Source organism: Curtobacterium sp. BH-2-1-1 (genome assembly GCF_001806325.1).
Lineage (GTDB): Bacteria > Actinomycetota > Actinomycetes > Actinomycetales > Microbacteriaceae > Curtobacterium.
Window position 1 is genome coordinate 3,527,983 of the sequence record NZ_CP017580.1, and the last position, 19,039, is coordinate 3,547,021.

23 protein-coding genes are annotated in these 19,039 nt (G+C 72.7%); 17 read left to right on the forward strand and 6 right to left on the reverse strand.

Going from position 1 to position 19,039, the window contains the following annotated elements; genetic code table 11:
* Positions 1 to 33 precede the first annotated feature (33 nt).
* The 13 genes from BJK06_RS16700 (at position 34) to BJK06_RS16760 (ending at position 11,302) form a co-directional block, all read left to right on the forward strand.
* The gene (locus BJK06_RS16700; protein WP_070418831.1) at positions 34 to 378 is read left to right on the forward strand and encodes a flagellar basal body protein; all 345 of its coding nucleotides are present in this window, start codon (positions 34 to 36) and stop codon (positions 376 to 378) included.
* Positions 375 to 770: a flagellar basal body rod protein FlgC gene (locus BJK06_RS16705; RefSeq protein ID WP_070418832.1), complete on the forward strand. Its 396-nt coding sequence runs from the start codon at positions 375 to 377 to the stop codon at positions 768 to 770. Before BJK06_RS16700 ends, BJK06_RS16705 begins: the two co-directional genes overlap by 4 nt.
* Positions 770 to 1,123, forward strand: coding sequence for a flagellar hook-basal body complex protein FliE (gene fliE, locus BJK06_RS16710; RefSeq protein WP_083295339.1), 354 nt, complete (start codon positions 770 to 772; stop codon positions 1,121 to 1,123). The genes BJK06_RS16705 and fliE overlap by 1 nt, the downstream gene beginning before the upstream one ends.
* Positions 1,123 to 2,793, forward strand: coding sequence for a flagellar basal-body MS-ring/collar protein FliF (gene fliF / locus BJK06_RS16715; protein WP_070418833.1), 1,671 nt, complete (start codon positions 1,123 to 1,125; stop codon positions 2,791 to 2,793). Before fliE ends, fliF begins: the two co-directional genes overlap by 1 nt.
* Positions 2,790 to 3,839: a flagellar motor switch protein FliG gene (fliG, locus tag BJK06_RS16720; RefSeq protein WP_083295340.1), complete on the forward strand. Its 1,050-nt coding sequence runs from the start codon at positions 2,790 to 2,792 to the stop codon at positions 3,837 to 3,839. Before fliF ends, fliG begins: the two co-directional genes overlap by 4 nt.
* A complete protein-coding gene (locus BJK06_RS16725) occupies positions 3,832 to 4,467 on the forward strand; it encodes a hypothetical protein (RefSeq protein ID WP_156794901.1) in 636 nt (211 codons plus the stop codon). Before fliG ends, BJK06_RS16725 begins: the two co-directional genes overlap by 8 nt.
* Entirely contained in the window at positions 4,464 to 5,816 is a 1,353-nt protein-coding gene (locus BJK06_RS16730) for a FliI/YscN family ATPase (protein WP_070418835.1), read from the forward strand. Before BJK06_RS16725 ends, BJK06_RS16730 begins: the two co-directional genes overlap by 4 nt.
* Positions 5,816 to 6,247 carry a hypothetical protein gene (locus BJK06_RS16735; RefSeq protein ID WP_070418836.1) on the forward strand — a complete coding sequence of 144 codons (432 nt, stop codon included), beginning with the start codon at positions 5,816 to 5,818 and terminating at the stop codon, positions 6,245 to 6,247. Before BJK06_RS16730 ends, BJK06_RS16735 begins: the two co-directional genes overlap by 1 nt.
* A complete protein-coding gene (locus tag BJK06_RS16740; protein ID WP_070418837.1) occupies positions 6,244 to 6,960 on the forward strand; it encodes a C40 family peptidase in 717 nt (238 codons plus the stop codon). Before BJK06_RS16735 ends, BJK06_RS16740 begins: the two co-directional genes overlap by 4 nt.
* A complete protein-coding gene (locus tag BJK06_RS16745) occupies positions 6,957 to 8,582 on the forward strand; it encodes a flagellar hook-length control protein FliK (RefSeq protein ID WP_070418838.1) in 1,626 nt (541 codons plus the stop codon). Before BJK06_RS16740 ends, BJK06_RS16745 begins: the two co-directional genes overlap by 4 nt.
* 40 nt (positions 8,583 to 8,622) lie before the next feature.
* Entirely contained in the window at positions 8,623 to 9,057 is a 435-nt protein-coding gene (locus BJK06_RS16750) for a flagellar hook assembly protein FlgD (RefSeq protein WP_070418839.1), read from the forward strand.
* A gap of 43 nt (positions 9,058 to 9,100) precedes the next feature.
* A complete protein-coding gene (locus BJK06_RS16755) occupies positions 9,101 to 10,276 on the forward strand; it encodes a flagellar hook protein FlgE (RefSeq protein WP_070418840.1) in 1,176 nt (391 codons plus the stop codon).
* A gap of 234 nt (positions 10,277 to 10,510) precedes the next feature.
* Complete coding sequence (locus BJK06_RS16760; protein WP_070418841.1) at positions 10,511 to 11,302, forward strand: GAF and ANTAR domain-containing protein; 792 nt, start codon at positions 10,511 to 10,513, stop codon at positions 11,300 to 11,302.
* Between the two features lie 18 nt (positions 11,303 to 11,320).
* On the opposite strand, the gene BJK06_RS16765 is transcribed toward BJK06_RS16760, so the two are convergent.
* On the reverse strand, positions 11,321 to 13,375 hold the full coding sequence (locus tag BJK06_RS16765; RefSeq protein WP_083295342.1) for a GMC oxidoreductase: 2,055 nt from the start codon (positions 13,373 to 13,375) through the stop codon (positions 11,321 to 11,323).
* Between the two features lie 114 nt (positions 13,376 to 13,489).
* Here BJK06_RS16765 and BJK06_RS16770 point away from each other — a divergent pair, with 114 nt between their 5' ends.
* The 4 genes from BJK06_RS16770 (at position 13,490) to BJK06_RS16785 (ending at position 15,859) form a co-directional block, all read left to right on the forward strand.
* The gene (locus tag BJK06_RS16770) at positions 13,490 to 13,897 is read left to right on the forward strand and encodes a cupin domain-containing protein (RefSeq protein ID WP_070418842.1); all 408 of its coding nucleotides are present in this window, start codon (positions 13,490 to 13,492) and stop codon (positions 13,895 to 13,897) included.
* Between the two features lie 4 nt (positions 13,898 to 13,901).
* Positions 13,902 to 14,276 (forward strand): DUF2255 family protein, encoded by a 375-nt coding sequence (locus BJK06_RS16775; protein ID WP_070418843.1) that lies wholly within the window; start codon positions 13,902 to 13,904, stop codon positions 14,274 to 14,276.
* On the forward strand, positions 14,273 to 15,178 hold the full coding sequence (locus tag BJK06_RS16780; protein WP_070418844.1) for a helix-turn-helix transcriptional regulator: 906 nt from the start codon (positions 14,273 to 14,275) through the stop codon (positions 15,176 to 15,178). Before BJK06_RS16775 ends, BJK06_RS16780 begins: the two co-directional genes overlap by 4 nt.
* Positions 15,179 to 15,376: 198 nt before the next feature.
* Entirely contained in the window at positions 15,377 to 15,859 is a 483-nt protein-coding gene (locus BJK06_RS16785; protein ID WP_258027658.1) for a DUF1003 domain-containing protein, read from the forward strand.
* A gap of 155 nt (positions 15,860 to 16,014) precedes the next feature.
* On the opposite strand, the gene BJK06_RS16790 is transcribed toward BJK06_RS16785, so the two are convergent.
* From BJK06_RS16790 to BJK06_RS16810, 5 genes are all read right to left on the reverse strand, one after another.
* Positions 16,015 to 16,887 carry a universal stress protein gene (locus BJK06_RS16790; RefSeq protein ID WP_070418845.1) on the reverse strand — a complete coding sequence of 291 codons (873 nt, stop codon included), beginning with the start codon at positions 16,885 to 16,887 and terminating at the stop codon, positions 16,015 to 16,017.
* Between the two features lie 74 nt (positions 16,888 to 16,961).
* Positions 16,962 to 17,219 carry a hypothetical protein gene (locus tag BJK06_RS16795; RefSeq protein ID WP_070418846.1) on the reverse strand — a complete coding sequence of 86 codons (258 nt, stop codon included), beginning with the start codon at positions 17,217 to 17,219 and terminating at the stop codon, positions 16,962 to 16,964.
* A 145-nt stretch (positions 17,220 to 17,364) separates the two neighbouring features.
* Positions 17,365 to 17,886 (reverse strand): universal stress protein, encoded by a 522-nt coding sequence (locus tag BJK06_RS16800; protein WP_070418847.1) that lies wholly within the window; start codon positions 17,884 to 17,886, stop codon positions 17,365 to 17,367.
* Positions 17,883 to 18,551: a BON domain-containing protein gene (locus BJK06_RS16805; RefSeq protein WP_181015109.1), complete on the reverse strand. Its 669-nt coding sequence runs from the start codon at positions 18,549 to 18,551 to the stop codon at positions 17,883 to 17,885. Before BJK06_RS16805 ends, BJK06_RS16800 begins: the two co-directional genes overlap by 4 nt.
* 62 nt (positions 18,552 to 18,613) lie before the next feature.
* Positions 18,614 to 19,018, reverse strand: coding sequence for a hypothetical protein (locus tag BJK06_RS16810; protein ID WP_258027659.1), 405 nt, complete (start codon positions 19,016 to 19,018; stop codon positions 18,614 to 18,616).
* Between the last annotated feature and the right edge of the window lie 21 nt (positions 19,019 to 19,039).

The window sequence follows — 19,039 nt, forward strand, 5'->3', positions numbered from 1 at the left end:
AGGGGACGTCGTCAGCGAGGGGACGGTCCACCAGTGTTCGATTCCGTGACGAGCGTCGCACTGCAGAGTGCGCTCGACGGCCTGTCGATGCGACAGAAGGTCATCGCGAACAACATCGCGAACATCAACACGCCGAACTACCACGCCGAGAAGGTCCAGTTCGAGGACGCCCTGGCGAAGTCGATCGTCGACGGGGACGGCGGCACGACCCCGACCGTCGCGCGGAGCCTCGAGCCGACGAACACGAACGGCAACAACGTCAACCTCGACGAGGAGACGCTCTCGAACATCGACACCGTGCTCCGGTACCAGTTCGCCACGCAGGCGATGAACTCCGAGCTCACCAGTGTCCGCGCGGCGATGCGGACCACCTCGTGACCACGTTCGACGCGATCGGCATCGCGAGCACCGGCATGACGGTGCACCGCAAGTGGCTCGACGCCGTGTCGGACAACATCGCGAACGTCAACACGGTGAAGTCGATGGACGACTCAGCCTTCCAGGCCCGCTACGTCGAGGTCCAGGAGGGCAACGGCGTCTCCGGCGCCTACGTCAAGGGCGCCGCGTTCGGCAGCGCCGCCGGCCGGGTCACGTACGACCCGGACAACCCGCTCGCGAACGCCGAGGGCTACGTCCGCATGCCGGACATCGACCTCGGCACGCAGATGGCGGACCTCATCATGGCCCAGCGGGGCTACCAGGCGAACGCCGCCGTGGTCGACCGCGCGAAGACCGCCTACGAGGCGGCCCTGCAGATCGGGAAGAACTGATGCCCATCGACGCCGTGAACGGTGTGACCACCAACGCGATGACGAACGCGATGACGAGCCTGAGCGGCACGTCCGGCGACGTCGGCACGAGCGCGACGAGCGGAGTCGCTGCCCCCGGCGCGACGTCCGACGGCAGCGGGTTCGCCGCATCGCTCGGGAACGCGGTCGACGGGCTCCAGCAGCTGCAGAGCGACTCGAAGACCCTCGCGCTCAAGGCCGTCACCGGCAACCTCGACGACATCCACGACGCGACGATCGCCGCCACCCGCGCTCAGGTCACGCTCGAGCTCGTCTCCGCCGTCCGCAACAAGGGCGTCGACGCCTTCAACGAGATCATGAGGATGCAGGCCTGATGCCCGTCGCCGTCAAGGACCTCTTCGGTCGTCTCGCCGCCTACGTCAAGGGCTTCAGCGCCGCCCAGCGGACCATCGCGATCCTCGTCATCGCCGCGCTCGTGCTCGGCGGCATCGCGCTCGCGACCTGGCTCGGCAAGGCGTCCTACGCCCCGCTGTTCACGGGACTGGCGGCGGCCGACGCGGCGAGCGTCACCGACCAGCTCACCACCGACGGTGTGCCGTACCAGCTCACCGACGGCGGGGCCACGATCCTCGTCCCGCAGGGGTCGGTGTACTCGGAGCGGCTCAAGGCCGCGTCGAACGGGCTCCCCGCATCGAACGAGGGCGGCTACTCGCTGCTCGACAAGATGGGCGTGACGAGCTCCGAGTTCCAGCAGGACGTCACGTACAAGCGCGCGATGGAGGGCGAGCTCGCGAAGACCATCGGCGCGATGGACGGCGTGCAGACCGCCACCGTGCAGCTCGCGATCCCCGAGAAGACCGTGTTCGTCTCCGAGGAGAAGGACCCGACCGCGTCGGTGTTCATCGCCACGAAGAACGGCAGCGAGCTGAGCACCGACCAGGTCCAGGCGATCGTGCACCTGACGAGCGCCGCCGTCGAGGGCATGCAGCCGACCGACGTCTCCGTCGTCGACGCGAAGGGCCAGACGCTCTCCGCCGTCGGCACCGGCGCGACCGGCAGCGGTGCGGACCAGGCGGCCGACTACGACGCCTCGACGAGCAAGAAGATCCAGGACCTGCTCGACACGACCCTCGGCACCGGGAACGCCAGCGTCGTGGTGTCCGCCACGATGAACCAGAACTCGGGCACCCGCACGTCGGAGTCCTACACGACGCCGACGACCGGCCCGGTCGCGCTCAACGAGTCGTCCACCACCGAGCAGTACGGCGCGGGGTCCGGTGCCGGCGGCGCCGGGGCGACCGGCGTCCTCGGCCCGGACAACATCGCCGTGCCGAACGGCACCGCCACGAGCGGCGCCGACGACGGGTACAAGAACGAGTCCGCGACGAAGAACAACGCCGTCGACCACACCACCGAGACCACGCAGCTGCCGGCCGGTGGGCTCTCCCGTCAGACGATCTCGGTCGCGCTGAACTCCAAGGCGGCCGCGGTGCAGAACGCGAACCTGCAGAGCATCAACGACCTCGTGGCCGCGGCCGCCGGTGTCGATCAGACCCGCGGCGACCAGGTCCGCGTGGCGATGATGGACTTCGACACCAGCGCCGCCGACAAGGCGACGAAGGCGCTCGAGGCCCAGCAGAAGGCGGACCAGCAGGAGGCGCTGTGGTCGTCGATCCGCACCGCCGGGATCGTCGTCGGTGCGCTGCTCGCCCTCATCGCGATCATCGTCTTCCTCGCCCGCCGCAGCCGGAAGCAGGAGCGCGAGGCGGTCGACCTCGGCGAGCTCGACGCCTTCTCCGGCGAGACCTTCCAGCTCCCGCTCGCCGTCGACGGCGCCGCGGACCGGAGCACCCTGCAGGCCGGGGACGCCCCGACCGTCGCGCTGCCCACCGTCCCGCACGACGACGCCCCCACCGAGGTCCTCACCACCGAGGAGATCACCGCGGAGCGGCGTCGCCAGGACATCTCCGCCCTCGCCGAGCGGGACCCGAAGCGCACGGCCGAGCTCCTCCGCGGGCTCCTCGACGACCGGGCACCGGTGTGAGCGCCCTGGTGCCGAGCGCCGGCGGGACCGGCGCTGGCGACCGTGCGCTGACCGGTGCGCAGAAGGTCGCGCTCATCCTCATGCAGATGGAGACCGAGCGCGCTGCCGAGGTGATGAAGCAGTTCACCGAGATCGAGGCCGAGGAGATCTCCGCCGAGATCGTCCGGATGCGCCGCGTCGAGGACACCGTCGTCGACAAGACCCTGACCGAGTTCCACCGGATGACGCTGAGCGGCCGCACGCAGAAGCGCGGCGGCAAGGAGACCGCGCTCGGGCTGCTCGAGGCGTCCTTCGGTGCCGAGCGCGCCGCCGGCGTCATGGACCGGCTCGCCTCGAACCTCGCCGGGCAGTCGTTCGACTTCCTCGACGACGCCGAGCCCGGCCAGGTCGTCACGCTCCTCGAGGGCGAGCTGCCGCAGACCATCGCCCTCGTGCTCGCACACCTGAAGCCGGCGCAGGCCAGCGCCGTGCTCGCCGGGGTGGACGAGCGCGCCCGCACCGACGTCGCCCAGGCGTTCGCGACCATGGGGAGCGCGACCCCGGAAGCCGTCGGGATCGTCGCCGGCGTCCTCCGCCAGCGCGCCGGTGCCGTCGTGTCGCCGCGCGAGAGCGTCGAGGTCGTCGGCGGCATCGCCCCGCTCGTCGACATCATCAACCGCTCGGACGTCGCCACCGAGAAGGCCGTGCTCGACGGGCTCGAGGCGCGCGACCCCGAGCTCGCCGAGGACATCCGCTCCCGGATGCTCACGTTCGAGGACATCGTCAAGCTCGAGTCCCGCGACATCCAGCAGGTCCTGCGCGGGATCGATTCGAAGCTCCTCGCGACCGCCATGAAGGGTGCCGCCGCGCCGGTCGTCGAGACGATCCGGGCGAACGTCTCCGAGCGCAACCGCGAGCTCCTCGACGACGAGCTGCAGGCCATGGGCCCGGTCCGGGTCTCGCAGGTCGAGGAGGCCCGCGCTGAGGTGGTCCGCTCGGTCCGCGAACTCGAGGCGCAGGGCGTCATCACGGTCCACCGCGCCGAGGAGGACGAGCTCGTTGACTGAGTCCGTGGTCCAGCGCGTCGCGTTCCCCGTCATCGGGGACCCGTCCGGGAACGCGCGCGCCGCCAGCGCCGACGTGCGCGGGCACGCCGCCGGGTACGCCGCAGGGCTCCGGCAGGCGCAGGCCGAGACCGACGCGCTGCGCGCCCGGCTCGAGTCCGAGCACGCGGCCCGCACCGCCTCGATGCAGGCCGACACCGCGCGCCGCATCGCGGTCCTCGACGCCGCGACGAACGCGATGCTGTCGCACGTCGCACCGGTCCTCGACCAGGCCGAGCAGTCGGTCGCGGTCGCGGCCGTCGACCTGGCGGAAGCCGTCGTCGGGTACGCGATCCGCGCCTCCCGAACCGCGGACACCGCCGATGACGGACGGGAGGCGCGGGTCGTCCCCGGTGCACAGGCGACCGTCGAGCGGGCGCTCGCGTCCATCGACCGCACCGTCGCCGTGGCCGTCCGGCTGAGCGTCGCTGACGTCGCGCGCGTCGCCGACCTCGACCTGCCGGTCCCGGTCGTCGCCGACCCGTCGCTGCGCGACGGGGACGCCGTCGTCGACCTGCCCGACGGGCTGCTCGACGCGCGGATCGCCACCGCCCTGGACCGTGCCCGCACGGCGCTGGGGGTGACCCCGTGACCACGACGCTCCTCCGCCCCCGTGGGCTCGACGAAGCGCTCCGACAGGCCGCTCCGCAGCGGGTCGGTGTCGTGACGAGCGCGGTCGGACTCGGCCTCACGATCGCCGGACTCGACGCGCACGTCGGCGAGGTCGTCGCCGTCGGTGCCGAGGGTGCGCCGCAGACCCTCGTCGAGGTCGTCGCGACCGACGTCACCGGCGTCCGCTGCATGCCGCTCGGGCGCCTGACCGGTGTCACCGCCGGCACGCCCGCACGGCCCACCGGGCGACCGGTGCTCGTGCCCACCGGTGCGGGGCTCTTCGGGCGCGTGCTCGACGGACTCGGGCGCCCGATCGACGACCGCGGTCCGCTCGTCGGCGTCGGTGGCGAGCCGGTCGCGTGGGTGCCGCTCGACCACGAGACGCCGAACGCCATGGCCCGGACGCGCATCGACACCCCGATGCAGCTCGGCGTCCGCGTGCTCGACACCCTCACCACGGTCGGGCGCGGGCAGCGCATGGGCCTGTTCGCGGGCTCCGGCGTCGGCAAGTCCTCGCTGCTGTCGATGATCGCCCGGGGGAGCGACGCCGCGGTCAACGTCATCGCGCTCGTCGGCGAGCGTGGTCGCGAGGTCCGCGAGTTCCTCGAGGACGACCTCGGTCCGGAGGGCCTCGCCCGCTCGATCGTCGTCGTGTCCACCTCGGACGAGCCGGCGCTCATGCGCCTGCGTGCCGCGTTCGTCGCCACCCGCATCGCCGAGTCCTTCCGCGACGCCGGCCAGGACGTCGTGCTGATGATGGACTCGCTCACCCGCGTCGCGATGGCGCAGCGCGAGATCGGGCTGTCCGTGGGGGAGCCGCCGGCCACCCGGGGCTACCCGCCGTCGACGTTCTCCGTCCTCGCCGGACTGCTCGAACGCGCCGGGACCGACCGGGTCGGCAGCGTCACGGGGCTGTACACGGTCCTCGTCGACGGCGACGACCACAACGAACCGATCGCCGACGCCGCCCGGAGCATCCTCGACGGGCACGTCGTGCTCGACCGGAAGCTGGCGATCACCGGGCACTTCCCGTCCGTCGACGCGCTCGGCTCGGTGTCGCGCGTGGCCTCGAAGGTCACCACGCCCGGGCAGCGCGGTGCGGCGACGGCCCTGCGGAAGGTCATGGCGGCACGCAGGGCGGCGCAGGACCTGCTCGACGTCGGGGCGTACCAGCGCGGGACGAACCCCCTCGTGGACGCCGCCGTCGACCACCAGGACGCGATCGACGACTTCCTGCGGCAGGGCATGGACGAGCGTGCGACCGCGGCTGCGTCGTGGCGCTCCCTCGACGCACTCGTCGGCACGCTCGGCGCCGGGGGTGGTGCCTGATGGCCCGCCGGTTCCCGCTCGCCGGGCTCCTCCGGCTCCGGCACGCCGAACAGGACCGTGCCGCCGCCGCCCTCGCGACCGCCAACGAGCGGGTGCGCGACGCCGCCGACGCCCGGATCGCCGCGCGTCGGAACCTCGCCGACACCGAGGGGTCGCAGCCGATCCAGGACGCCGCGACCCTCAGCGCGGTCGCCGCGGCCCGTGCCGCCACCCGCGGGATGCTCGAGGAGCTCGACGCCGTCGCCCGGACCCGCCGCGCCGACGCCGACCGGGCACAGGACGAGTACAACGCCGCCCGCCGGTCCGCCCTCGGGCTCGAGAAGCTCGAGGTCCAGCACGACGAGCAGCAGGCCGCCGAGGACCTCCGCACCGAACAGAACGCCCTCGACGAGATCGCGGCACGCAGCCGCGCGGAAGGTGGTGCCCGATGAGCGTGGACGCCGTGCTCTCCCGGATCTCCGAGATCCGGACCCAGATCGATGCCCTGCGCAGCGGGACCACCGCGACGGCGGCCACCTCGGCCGCGTCGGGCGCCGCCACGTCGACCGCGTTCGCCGACGCCCTGGCGACCGCGACCGGGAGCGGGACCGGCACGACCGGCACCGGCACGACCTCGTCTGCGACGCCCGCGACTGCCGCCGCCACGTCCGTCGACGCCGGGGCCGGGACCCTCGCGACGGGCAGCGGCGCCACGGGTGCCGACGTCGTCGCGGACGCGAAGAAGTACCTCGGCGTGCCGTACGTCTTCGGCGGCACCACCACGAGCGGCATGGACTGCTCGGGGCTGGTGCAGACGGTGTTCAAGGACCTCGGAGTGACCATGCCCCGGGTCGTGCCGGACCAGGCGAAGATGGGCGTCGAGGTGGGGTCCCTCAAGGACGCGCAGCCCGGCGACCTCATCATCCCGAAGGGCGAGGGGCACGTCGTCATCTACGTCGGCGACGGCAAGGTCCTGCACGCGCCGCGACCGGGCAAGGACGTCCGGATCGTCGACAACTGGTACAAGGACTCGGACATCGCCACGATCCGACGCATCGTGCCCGCGCAGGCGTCCGCCACGACGGCGACGACCGCGGCCTCGGGTGCGACGGACCTGCAGACGGCGGCGCTGCTGTCCCTCATGAACGCGGGGAGCGCAGCATGAGCCTGACCATCACCACGTCCGCCGCCACCCCGGCACCGGCGCGGGCCGCGTCCTCGTCGGGTGCGCCGGCGTCCGCGGACTCGTTCGGCGCCGCGATGGCCGCTGCGGGGAACGCGGGTTCGGCCGCGGCCACCGGGTCCTCCGCGTCCGCTGCCTCGGCAGCCGAGGCCCGGGACCGACGCACGCCGACGGGGCCGTCCCACGACCGCCGCACCCCGGTGCCCGGAGCGGACCGCGATGCGCAGCACACGGCCTCGGCAGCGGGACGGGACCGCCGCTCGGCGACGGAAACGACGACGGACGGCCCGACGGACGGTGCGACCCGTGCCGCCGCGGCTCGCTCCGCCGACGACACCGCCAGCGACGACACCTCCGCCGACGGCACCTCCGCCGTTCCCGCCGCCACGGGAACCGCGCCGACCGTCGACACCGCGTCGATCGTCGCTGCCCTGGTCCAGGCGGTCCCCGCCGCGCCGACCACCGCCGCCCAGCCGCTCGCGACTCCCGTAGCAGCCAGCTCGTCCGTGGCGTCGCTCGACGCACCCGTGCCGGGCAGCGGGGCGACCCCGACGCCCGACCCCGCCGGCCCGACGCCGCACGCCGACGCCGCGAGCAGCGAACACCCGACCGCGGCGACCGCTGCCGCGACCCCAGCGGCCGGGTCGCTCGGCGGCACCGCAGCGGAGACCGCCGCCGGAGCGCCGGCCGGAACGACAGCTGCCGCGGCGACGACCCCGGCCGCCCCGCTCGGTGCGCCCGGCCCGGCCCTCCCGGCGGGACCCTCGCTCCAGGCCGACCGGACGGCAGCAACGCCGACGTCCGCCGTCCCGGGGGCAACGGCCGCACCGACGGCCCCGGCAGCAGCGAGCACGCCGGTCGCCCAGAGCACCCAGGCCAGCCAGAGCGCCCAGGGCACCCGGGCCGCCACGACCGGCGCCGGCGCCGACCCCGCCGACGCCGGGCAGCCCGTCGTCGCCACGGCCACGCCCACGGCAACGGCCACCGCCCCGACCACCGGAGCACCGGGCAGCAGTGCCCAGACCGGCCACGAGGCGGACAGCGGCGCGCCCGACCAGGGCGATCCGCGCCTCCAGGCCGTCACCACGACCCGCGGCGCCGAGAGCGCCTTCGCGGTCCCGACCACCTCGCCGACGGCGCCCGCCGCGCCGGCCACCCCGACGTCCGGCGCAGCGACCGCGAACGCTCCGGCCCCGCTCGCCCAGCAGCTGGCCCGCCCGGTGTTCACGCTCGCACAGGCCGGCCCGGGGGAGCACGTCGTCACCGTCCAGGTGACGCCGGACACGCTCGGCCCGGTCACCGTCCGCGCGCACGTCACCGCGCACGGGATGCACGTCGAGCTCTTCGCCGCCTCCGACGCGGGGCGCGACGCGGTCCGGCAGGTCATGCCGGACCTCCGCCGCGACGCCGCCGGCTCCGGACTGTCGACCACGCTCGACCTGTCCTCGCAGAACCACCCGGACACCCGCTCCGGGCACGACGAACGGCCCGCCCAGACGGGTCCACGCGTCGACACCGGCCAGGAGGCGCGGCGCACCCCGCGCGCACCCGGCACCGCCCACACGCCCACCGTCCGCACCGTCGGACTCGACGTCCTCGCCTGAGCGACGACCACCAGCACAGGCAGAACCGAAGGGAACGACCATGCCGATCGACGGCATCACCGGCACCGTGGACCAGGCCGCGCAGGCCGCGGCCCTCGCCGCGAACCAGACCAGCTCGCGGTCGCAGACGATGGACTCCGAGGTGTTCATGAAGCTCCTCGTCACGCAGCTGCAGAACCAGGACCCGTCCTCGCCGATGGACACGAACCAGATGATCAGCCAGCAGACGCAGCTCGCGATGATGGAGCAGATCACCAACCAGACCACGACGGCGAACGAGAACTTCTCGCTGCAGATGCGGATCGCCGCCGCCAACCTCGTCGGGAAGCAGGTCAGCTACACCGACGCCACGTCCGGCACACCGATCACGGGGACGGCGACCGCGGTGTCGTACGCCCAGAGCGTGCCGACCGTGACGGTGAACGGGAAGGAGGTCAACCTCGACGTGATCTCCGGCATCAAGACGACCTCCTGACCCCCTCCACTTCTTCTTCGGTACCTCCACGAAAGGACGCACCATGCTCCGCTCGCTCTACTCCGGGATCTCCGGCCTCCGTTCGCACCAGCAGATGCTGGACGTCACGGGCAACAACATCGCCAACGTCAACACGGTCGGCTTCAAGTCGTCGTCGACGGTCTTCCAGGACACCCTGTCGCAGATGACCCAGGGTGCCGGCGGACCGCAGACCGGCATCGGTGGCACGAACCCGGCCCAGATCGGCCTCGGCGTGCAGGTCGCCGGCGTCTCCACGAACTTCGCCCAGGGCTCCGCCCAGGCCACCGGCAAGGCCACCGACCTGATGATCTCCGGCGACGGCTTCTTCGTCACGCGCCTCGGCAACGACACCGTGTACAGCCGCGCCGGTGCGTTCGACTTCGACGCCGACGGCCGCCTCGTCAGCGCCGACGGGAAGATCGTGCAGGGCTACCCGGCCACGAACGGCGTCGTGAACGAGAACGGCGCCCTGTCGGACATCGTCCTGCCGCTCGACGCCGCCGCGCCCGCCGTCCGCACCTCCACCGCTGGTGTGACCGGCAACCTGCCGTCCGAGACCGCCGTTGGCGCGGTCATCACCCGCGACGCCACCGTCTACGACGCGTCCGGTGCGAAGCACACCATGTCGATCGCCTACGAGCGGACCGCCGCCGGCTGGGACGTCACCGCGACCGACGGCCAGGGCACCCAGGCGACGACGTCCCTCACGTTCGGGACCGACGGCAAGCTCACGGCCGGTGGCACGCTCGCCGTCGGGGGCATCGCCGTCGACATGCGGCAGCTCACGGGCTTCGCCTCGCTCAACACCGCGTCGATCTCGTCGCAGAACGGCCACGAGGCCGGGTCGCTCCAGGGCTACTCGATCTCGAAGGACGGCACGGTCGTCGGGACGTTCTCGAACGGTGCGTCGCTCGCCATCGGTCGGATCGCCCTCGCGACGTTCGCGAACCCGGCCGGCCTCGAGAAGACCGGTGCGTCGGGCTACCGCGCCACGGCCAACTCCGGCAACGCCACGGTCGGCGCTCCGGGTTCGCCCGGTGTCGGGCAGCTCGCGTCGGGCACGCTCGAGATGTCGAACGTCGACCTGTCGCAGGAGTTCACGAACCTCATCGTGGCGCAGCGCGGGTTCCAGGCGAACGCGCGCATCATCACGACTTCGGACGAGGTGCTGCAGGAGCTGACGAACCTGAAGCGGTAGCGCGGGGCCGCGGCCGCGGCGGCGCCCCGCGGTGCGGGGTGCTTGCGCACAACGGAAGGCACCGCGAACCACGGGGAACCGCGGTTCGCGGTGCCTTCCGTCGTGCGCTGGTCAGGCACGTCGGACGCCCGGGTGCGTTCGCATGTGCGGGCCGTACGGTGGGACCACGCGGTCCCCGACCGCTGGAGCAGCGCACGACCGGCCACTTCTGATCACCGCATCTGGAGTGACCCATTGGGTGTCGACCGCGAACGACGACTGCTCGACACGATCATCGAACTGGTCGGCGGTGCCACCGGTCCACGGGACCTCGCGGGCCGCCTGCAGCTCCTCGTGGACGAGTCGGCGGCGTTGTTCGACGTCCAGGCCGCCGGGCTGATGCTGTTCGGTTCGGACCACCGGTTGCACATCGCCGCCTCGGTGGGGCACCACAGCGGACTGCTCGAACTCCTGCAGCTCGAGGTCGGCGACGGACCCTGCCTCGAAGCCACCCGGACGGGGACCGTGGTCTCGATCCCCGACGTCCTGGACGCCGAGTCTCGATGGCCGCACTTCTCCCGAGCCGCTGCGGACGCCGGGTACCGCGCCGTCCACTCGATCCCGCTGCGGCTCCGGGCGACGGTCATCGGGTCACTGAACCTGTTCGGCGAGTCCACGGGCGCGTTCAACGAGGACGACCTCGTCGCCGCGCGGGCACTGGCGGACATCGCCGCGATCTCGGTCGTGCAGCAGCGGACCATCGACGACGCCGTGACGACACAGGCGCAGCTGCAGGCGGCCCTCGAGAGCCGGACGGTCATCGAGCAGGCGAAGGGGTGGCTCGCCAACCGGAACGGCGTGGACCCGGCGACCGCGTTCTCGCTGCTGCGCGACCACGCGCGGCGGAACCGACTCCCGATCACCGAGGTCGCGCTGGCCGTGCTCGCCGGACGGACCGTCCTCGGCCAGCCGTCGGAGCCGACGGACCCGACGGACCCGACGGACCCGACGGGCCCGCCGGAGCCCCGCACCCGTCGCCGCGGGTAGCGTCAGCGGCGCCCGACGTCACCGGACCATGTCGTCGATCGTCCGCATCGCCGTCGCGAAGATCGTCAGCACCGGGTTCACCCCACCGTTCGTGACGTGCACCGACCCGTCGGCGACGCGCAGGTTGTCGTGTCCCCACACCCGGCCGAACGGATCGACGACCGACGTGCGCGGGTCGTCGCCCATGCGGAGGGTCCCGGCCTGGTGCTGGCCACCACTCGTCCCGGTCAGCTCCCCGTGCATCTCGGCGACCCACGTCGCACCCGCGGCCCGGAGCCAGTCCCCGCTCCGCGCACTGGTGTGGTCTCGGGCACGGGTGTCCTCCGGGTGCGGACCACCGCTGAACCGTGCGACGGGGACGCCCCACCGGTCGGTGACGGCGGGGTCGACGCGGACGCGGGAGTCGGCGGACGTGACCTCCTGGATCGGCCCCATCAGTCGCATGCTCCGGCGGGCGAGGTCGCGCATCCCGTGCTTGCTGTCGATGCCCGCACGGGGGAGGAGCCCGAAGCCGGTGAGGTACGCGTAGGTGTTCGACGGCGTCGCGACGAACTCGTCCGCGATGATCCCGCCGCCGATCTGCCCGGGGACGCCGTGCCGGAAGTCGGTCGTGGCGATGGAGGGCCCGGGCCCGAGGCCGTCCTCGACGACGTCGTCGAAGATGCCCATCGCGCCGCCGTACCGGTGCCCCTGCAGGTGCCGTCCGACCTGGTCCTGGCCGTTGCCGAGCCCGTTCGGTTCCTGCTCGCTGCGGCTGTTGAGGAGGAGCCGGGCGGACTCCACCGCTCCCGCCGCGACGACGACCTCCGCCGCGTCGACGTCCGAACGCCAGTCCAGGCCGTCGACCGTCCCGACGAGCGTGACCCCGACGACGCGGCCGGACCGGTCCGTCCGGATCCGCGCGGCCCGGGTCTCGAGGAGGACGGACGCGTTGCCGGTGGCGAAGGCCCGGGGGAGCATCGTGTTCTGGCTGCCGTTCTTCGCGTCGACGGGGCAGGCGAACCCGACGCACATCCCGCACTGCTCGCACGCTCCCCGCCCGAGGAAGGGGACCGAGCTGACGAGCAGCGGGACGTGCACCGTCGACCAGCCGAGCTCGGTCGCGGCCCGCGCCAGCCGCTCCCGCGCGGGTCCCGCCGCCATCGCCGGCATCGGCAGCGCCCGTGTGCGGGGACCCGCCCACGGACCGTCGCCGTCGCCGCTCACGCCGAGCTCCCACTCCGCCCGCTCGTACCAGGGCTCGAGGTCCGCGTAGCCGATCGGCCAGTCCGCCAGGGCACTGCCGTCCGGCACGCCGTGGTCGGTGGCCATCGTGAAGTCCCTCGGGGCGAACCGCCACGCCTGCGCACCGTAGACCCTCGTGCCACCGCCCGCCGTGAAGGCGTTGTTGTGCCAGTCCCAGTCGGACGGCCGGGCGACCCGGTCTCCCTCGGGCGAGGCGATCACGCGCGGGTTGCCGAGGTCGACGGGACCGGACCGCGGTGCGAGCCCCCACGTCGACCGGGGATTGCGGATGTGGTCCTGCGCGAGGTCGGCGGTGCCCGGCCAGGACCCGGCCTCGACCACGAGGACGCGGCGCCCGGACTCGGCGAGCCCGCACGCCGCGACACCCCCACCGGCACCCGAACCGATGACGATCGCGTCGTACCACTCGGCCAACTCCGACGGGCGCACCACCACCGGCTGCGCGGTGGGCACCGGCACCGGGACGCTCCACCCCGCCGGCGGCCCGGGCTGCCAGCCGACCATCTCCCACGAGCGTTCGCCGGCGTTGCCGCCGTTGCCCGCGTCGGCGTAGTAGCCGGCGGCGACGATCCCCGCGAACCACGCCCAGTCGGGGTCGTCGTCCTGGTCGTGGCCGTCCACGACCGCACGGACCCGGTCGAGCCAGTCCGGACGCTCGTCGAGGACCGACGCCAGGAACTCGAGCGCACCGGCCTCGGACGCCGACGGGTACTCGTCGGCGGGCACGATCCGGTCGACGAGGGACTGCAGTCGAGCGCGGTTGCGGCGGAGGAACAGCCGCTGCGTCGAATCGCCGCGACCGGTCGTCGGTAGTGCGTCACTGCCCATGCCCGCAACGCTAGACCGACAGGGTCACCCTGTCAGGACATCCCTCCCGACCGCCATCGGTCGTAGCGTCGGACGCAGCGGGCACACGACCACCCGCCGAGAGAGGACGAACCCATGCCGCAGGAGATCCTGCCGAAGCAGCCCACCGCCAAGAACCCGCCGGAGCAGTTCGCCGGCGACGTGTGGGTCGACCCGATCGTCACCCCGCAGGACGGCGACCAGCGCGCGACGCTCGCGCTCGTGAAGTTCGCCCCCGGTGCCCGCACCGCCTGGCACTCCCACGCCCGCGGCCAGTTCCTCCGCGTCACCCAGGGCGTGGCGCGCTTCGGGACCCGCGACGGGAAGGCCGTGACCGCGCGTCCCGGTGACACCGTGTACGTCTCACCGGGCGAGGAGCACTTCCACGCCTCCGCCGAGGGCACCTTCATGGAACACTTCGCGATGCTCGAGAGCGCCGACGACCCGTCGACCACGACCACCTGGCTCGAGCACGTCTCCGACGACGACCTCGCGGGCCGGTGACCCGATGACGAACTGGGACGAGGACACCATCGCCGCGATCGCCGCGAGCGACGACCTCCACGTCAGCCCGTTCCGGGGGGACGGCACGACGTACGGCACGCCGACGTGGATCTGGTCCGTGGTCGTCGACGGCGAGCTGTACGCCCGCGCCTACAACGGTCGGCGCTCCCGGTGGTACCGCGCCGCCGTCGAGCAGGGTGCCGGCAGGATCCGCGCTGCCGGGACCGAGCACGAGGCCGCCTTCGAGGCCGTCGGCCCCGACCTGAACAGCCGCATCGACGCCGCCTACGAGGCGAAGTACGCCGGCAGCCCGTACCTGCCCCCGATGCTGCAGGACGGACCGACCTCGGCGACCGTCCGGATCAGTCCCCGTCCATGAGCACGAACCACGACGACGTCAGGGACTTCCTCGTCAGCCGGCGCGCCCGCGTCCGCCCCGAGCAGGTCGGCCTGCCCGCAGGAGCGAACCGGCGGGTCGCGGGCCTCCGCCGCGGCGAGGTGGCGATGCTCGCCGACGTGAGCGTCGAGTACTACTCCCGACTCGAGCGCGGCAGTCTCTCCGGGGTGTCCGAGGGCGTCCTGCACGCGATCGCCGGTGCGCTGCTCCTCGACGACGCCGAACGCGACCACCTGTTCGACCTCGCCCGTGCCGCGAACGCCTCGCCGGTGCGGGCCGCCCGCCGCCGGTCCACGACCCCGAAGACGCTGCGTCCCGGCCTGCAGTACGCGCTCGACGCCTTCACCGGGGGACCGGCGTTCATCCGCAACGACCGCCTCGACGTGCTCGGCGCGAACGCGCTCGGACGGGCCCTCTACGCCGACCTCTTCCGGAAGACCGAGCGCCCGAACCTCGCCCGCGCAGCGTTCCTCGACCGCGAGTGGTCGGACGCGTTCTACCCGGACTGGGACCTCGCCGCCGACCAGAGCGTGGCGATCCTCCGGGCAGCCGCGGGGCACGACCCGCACGACCGGGAGCTGCAGGACCTCGTCGGCGAGCTCTCCACGCGCAGCCCCGAGTTCCGGACGAAGTGGGGTGCGCACGACGTCCGTCGGCACGGCACCGGCGAGAAGCACTTCGTGCACCCGGTCGTCGGTGCGCTCGACCTGCTGTTCGAGGGCTCCCGCCTGATGGGCGACCCGGCGCTGAGCTTCCTGCTCTACACGGCCGAACCGGGCTCGCCGACGGCGGATGCGCTCCGCCTGCTCGGATCCCTCGACGCCACCGAGCGCCGGGACGCGGCGCACGCCGCCGACCCCGCTGCGGCGGACGGACGCGCGTGACGACGGCTCGCTGACACCGGGTCGCGACGCGACCACCCAGCGGACGGGAGGCGCGATGCCAGCCGGCACCGCGCCTCCCGTCCGTCACCGGTCGCGTCCCGCCCGTCCGGGACGTTCGGCCCTGGTCGACCCGGGCGGCGAGGGTTGGGATGGCGGTGGGTCCGTCAGGACCCGAACCGCCCTCGAGAGGCCTCGTCCATGGACAGCACCGACATCCCGACCACGAGCGCCCGCGCCGTTCCCCGGTCGACCTGGCACCAGCGTCACCACTCGACCCTGTCGCGGGGCGAGCGCGCCGCGGACGCCATGCGCAACGGGATGGGGAGCTGGGGGTTCGTCGGCGGGTTCGTCGCGTTCATGCTCGTCTGGGCGGCGGTGAACACGGCCGCGGTCCGGTGGGATCCCTACCCGTACATCCTGCTGAACCTGTTCCTCTCGATGCTCGCCGGCCTGCAGGGTGCCATCCTGCTGATCGCCGCCAAACGGCAGGACGGCATCGCCGCCGCGCTGGCGCAGCACGACTTCGGCACGAACGCGGCCGCGAAGGTGGACATCGAGGCGCTGCTCCGGATCAACCACCAGCAACTCGTGATGCTCGCCGAACTCCGCGCGCTCGTGACGGCGGTGGGCGATCCGGTGGTGCACGATGCTCCTGCGCCGGAGGTGTCGATCCGGTCCTGACGGGTGCGCACCGACCGCCCGGCCGGGCCGGGGCGGGGCGAACGAGACAGGGCCGAGGGCCGGCCGTCGAGCACGCACGGCCGATCCGCTCCGACGAACGCGCAGAGCAAGACGAATCCCCACGGTCCGTTCCGCACCACCGTCGGGCCGGTCGGTCAGCCCGTGTCACGAGCGTGCGGCGTCGGGCGGCTGAGGTCGCCGGGCGACATCGTTCGCGGCGGGACGATGAGCACGGGGACGTGTGCCTCGTGCATGAGCGTCTCGCCGACGCTGCCGGAGAGCAGTCCAGCCACCGCGCTCCGGTGCCGGCGACCGACGACGACCAGCGACGCCGATGCGGACTCGTGCAGCAGGACGTGCCCGGCGGAACCCCGTCGAGGTCGTCCGAGGACGGCGACGTCGGGGTGCGCCGCGTCGACGGCGTGCAGTGCTGCCTCCAGCTGGAGATCGGCCGTCCGCTCCCAGGTGGACAGGTCGCCCTCGAAGTACACGGCACCGAACGGTGTCGTCGTCGAGGGCGACTGCCATGCCCGGACGAGGACGAGCTCCCGGTGCCAGCGTGCCGCGAGCGCCCCGGCATACGCCAGCGCTGCGGCTCCGGATCGGCTGTCCACACCGAGGACGACGGGACCGCCGTGCTCGACGCGTTCCTCCGGGACCACGATCACCGGCGTCGTCGCTTCCGCGACCACGCGCTCGGCAACGCGGCCGCGCACCGCCGCGAGCAGACGTCGGCGCTGACGGCCTCCGATGACGAGCACGTCCCCCGTGGCTCCTCCGCGGAGGAGCCCGCGGACGGTCCCGCCGTCGACGAGGTCCGTCGTGACGCGCAGTCTGGGCTGGTGGTGGAGCAGGACGGCCCGCGCCTCGAGGAGGCGGTGCTCTGCCCTGGAAGGGAGATCACCGACCAGTTCGGGCACGCTGACTGCCTTGACCACGTCGAGGCCTGGGTCCACGACCCCGGTCAGCCACTCCACTGCCGCCTGGGCGGCGTCCGAGTCGTCCACGGCGACCGTGTACCGGGTCATGGTGGCCTCCACCGCTCACGGGCCGCGGGTGCAGCCTGGTCCGGCGACCGTAGTGCCGTAACGCCGAGGTCGCGTCAGGCCGAAGGTCCCGTCGGAGCACTCGACGGTCTGTCTCGTGTGCCGCGGCTACCTTCGTCCAGCTCGATGTCCGCGTCAGAGGGGACCCGCATCGTCCGGGCATCGCGATCGGTGCGGTGCAGCGTCAGAACGGTGACCGAGACGCCGCCGTACCTGGTGTGCTGGATCGCCGCGAGTTCGGCGTCGTCCTGCGCGACGCTCGCGCCGAGTTGTGGCGCACCGAGCAGGCCCGCGGTGTACGTGTGTCGAACCATGGCGACGCTCCTTCCCTGAAAGGGTGCATCAACCGCAGCGTCCTCTCGTTCTCGCGGCGACACAAGCGGGAACGGTCTGTCCACCGCTTCTCGTGTTGTGGAGTTCGCGGGATCCGGACACGCGCCCCGGTTCAGGCGTTCGCTCTCACGGTGCGGGGGCCGATCCAGGCGGGCGTTGCGCGCCTGCCGTGACGTGCTCCGGCTCGTGTTCCGCGAGCCGGGTCGTGGGTGGGACGACCAGGACCGGGCAGTGGGCGTGTTCGCTGCAGCGGGCGCTGACGGATCCGAGTCGGAGCCCGACGAACCCAGAGTGCGACCTCCTGCCGACGACGAGCATCCGCGCGATCGAGCTCTGCTCGATGAGGACGTCGGCGGCGGGACCGAGCAGGAGTTCGAGGTGCACCCACGGCGGGACCCCGCCACGGAACTCGGCTTCGGATGCGCGGCGGAGGATGCGTTCGGCATCGTCCGCCGCCGTGTCGGCGGGGAGTTCGCCGAGGCCCGTGGCGACGTCGTCGAACATCGCGGGTTCACGCCACACCATGACGATGCGGAGCTCTGCGTCGAGGAGTCGGGCGAGTGCTGCTGCTTGGTGGAGCGCCGCGCGGCCGCCGAGGGAGTCGTCGTACCCCGCGACGAGGACGCCGCCGTGTCGTCGGACGGTCATGGTTGCACGATCAGCAGGTTCTGCACATCGGTGACGTGGGGCGACCGCCATGCGGCGAGTTCGGCTTCCCGCTTCTCGGCTGCGGAGCCGACCCGGCCGGTCAGGGTGACCACGGAGTCGCGGACGGACACCTCGAGGCGGTCCGCGTCGAGCTGGGCGTGACGGACGAACGCCTGAGCGATGCGGGCCTCCGTGTCCGTGGCTGTTGGCCTGGGGGTGAGCTCCACGTGGTTGAGGACGTACTTGACGCCGGGAACGCGCTCGGCGTCGCGGATCGCAGCGAGCCGTTGGAAGTGCCACGGGACTGATCCGTGGAGGGTGACGGTGTGGTCGGCGACCTCGACCTGCAGGTGACCGGCCGGCACGGTGTCGTCCGCGTCGAGCGCCTGATGGACCATCTTCGCGATCTCGGCGTCGGTGTGCAGGGCACGTGCCGCAGCACGCACGACGAGGTCGTCGGCGAGGGCGTGGACACCCTGCACACGGAGCGCTGCCCGGCTGGCCTGGATTCGCTCCGAGAAGCTGTCGACGGTGCCGCTGAGTGTCACCACGCCGTCGTCGACCGCGACGCCGATGGCAGTGGCCTCGATGCCGGGGGTCCAGTCGAGTTCCTGCTGCACGTCGTGTTTGATCGTCGAGTCTGAGCGGTGTTCGGTTCGGGTCATCGTTGTCATGGAGCGAGCATCGGGGGACGGAACTGCCGACGGCAGGGTCGAAGGTCCGGGCATCACCTGCTGAGCGCCCGGGTCTTCAGCGCGTCGAACTCCGCCGGCGTGATCGTTCCGTCGTCGAGCAGCGCCTTCGCCCTGCCGATCTCCTCCGCCGGGCTGGGGTCGCGCCACGTCCCTGCTGACGGATCGATGATCGAGTCTGCACGAGCGGCCTGGTGCGCGGCCCGCTCCTGCATGCCGCGTCCCCGTGCGACGAGGTACACGAGCACGGTGAGGAAGGGAACGAAGACGAGGAACGCGACCCAGACGGCCTTCCACCACCCGTTCAACGTGTGATCGCGGAACAGGTCGGTCACCACCGCGAAGAGCGCGAAGAGGTACGCGACGAGCGCGACGATCCAGAAGAAGGACCACAGCACGGACCAGACGCTTCCCCAGGCGCCGTCCCAGTTGACCATCATGATCGTTCTCCCATCGGTGCG

Bases quoted from the DNA above. Each gene is read 5' to 3' on its own strand.
- BJK06_RS16740 (WP_070418837.1), top strand. From the start codon at position 6,244: ATGAGCGTGGACGCCGTGCTCTCCCGGATCTCCGAGATCCGGACCCAG.
- BJK06_RS16735 (WP_070418836.1), top strand. From the start codon at position 5,816: ATGGCCCGCCGGTTCCCGCTCGCCGGGCTCCTCCGGCTCCGGCACGCC.
- BJK06_RS16745 (WP_070418838.1), top strand. From the start codon at position 6,957: ATGAGCCTGACCATCACCACGTCCGCCGCCACCCCGGCACCGGCGCGG.
- BJK06_RS16805 (WP_181015109.1), bottom strand. From the start codon at position 18,551: ATGACCCGAACCGAACACCGCTCAGACTCGACGATCAAACACGACGTG.
- BJK06_RS16765 (WP_083295342.1), bottom strand. From the start codon at position 13,375: ATGGGCAGTGACGCACTACCGACGACCGGTCGCGGCGATTCGACGCAG.
- BJK06_RS16750 (WP_070418839.1), top strand. From the start codon at position 8,623: ATGCCGATCGACGGCATCACCGGCACCGTGGACCAGGCCGCGCAGGCC.
- BJK06_RS16770 (WP_070418842.1), top strand. From the start codon at position 13,490: ATGCCGCAGGAGATCCTGCCGAAGCAGCCCACCGCCAAGAACCCGCCG.
- BJK06_RS16810 (WP_258027659.1), bottom strand. From the start codon at position 19,018: ATGATGGTCAACTGGGACGGCGCCTGGGGAAGCGTCTGGTCCGTGCTG.
- BJK06_RS16790 (WP_070418845.1), bottom strand. From the start codon at position 16,887: ATGACCCGGTACACGGTCGCCGTGGACGACTCGGACGCCGCCCAGGCG.
- BJK06_RS16755 (WP_070418840.1), top strand. From the start codon at position 9,101: ATGCTCCGCTCGCTCTACTCCGGGATCTCCGGCCTCCGTTCGCACCAG.
- BJK06_RS16775 (WP_070418843.1), top strand. From the start codon at position 13,902: ATGACGAACTGGGACGAGGACACCATCGCCGCGATCGCCGCGAGCGAC.
- BJK06_RS16780 (WP_070418844.1), top strand. From the start codon at position 14,273: ATGAGCACGAACCACGACGACGTCAGGGACTTCCTCGTCAGCCGGCGC.
- BJK06_RS16795 (WP_070418846.1), bottom strand. From the start codon at position 17,219: ATGGTTCGACACACGTACACCGCGGGCCTGCTCGGTGCGCCACAACTC.
- BJK06_RS16785 (WP_258027658.1), top strand. From the start codon at position 15,377: ATGGACAGCACCGACATCCCGACCACGAGCGCCCGCGCCGTTCCCCGG.
- fliE (WP_083295339.1), top strand. From the start codon at position 770: ATGCCCATCGACGCCGTGAACGGTGTGACCACCAACGCGATGACGAAC.
- BJK06_RS16800 (WP_070418847.1), bottom strand. From the start codon at position 17,886: ATGACCGTCCGACGACACGGCGGCGTCCTCGTCGCGGGGTACGACGAC.
- fliF (WP_070418833.1), top strand. From the start codon at position 1,123: ATGCCCGTCGCCGTCAAGGACCTCTTCGGTCGTCTCGCCGCCTACGTC.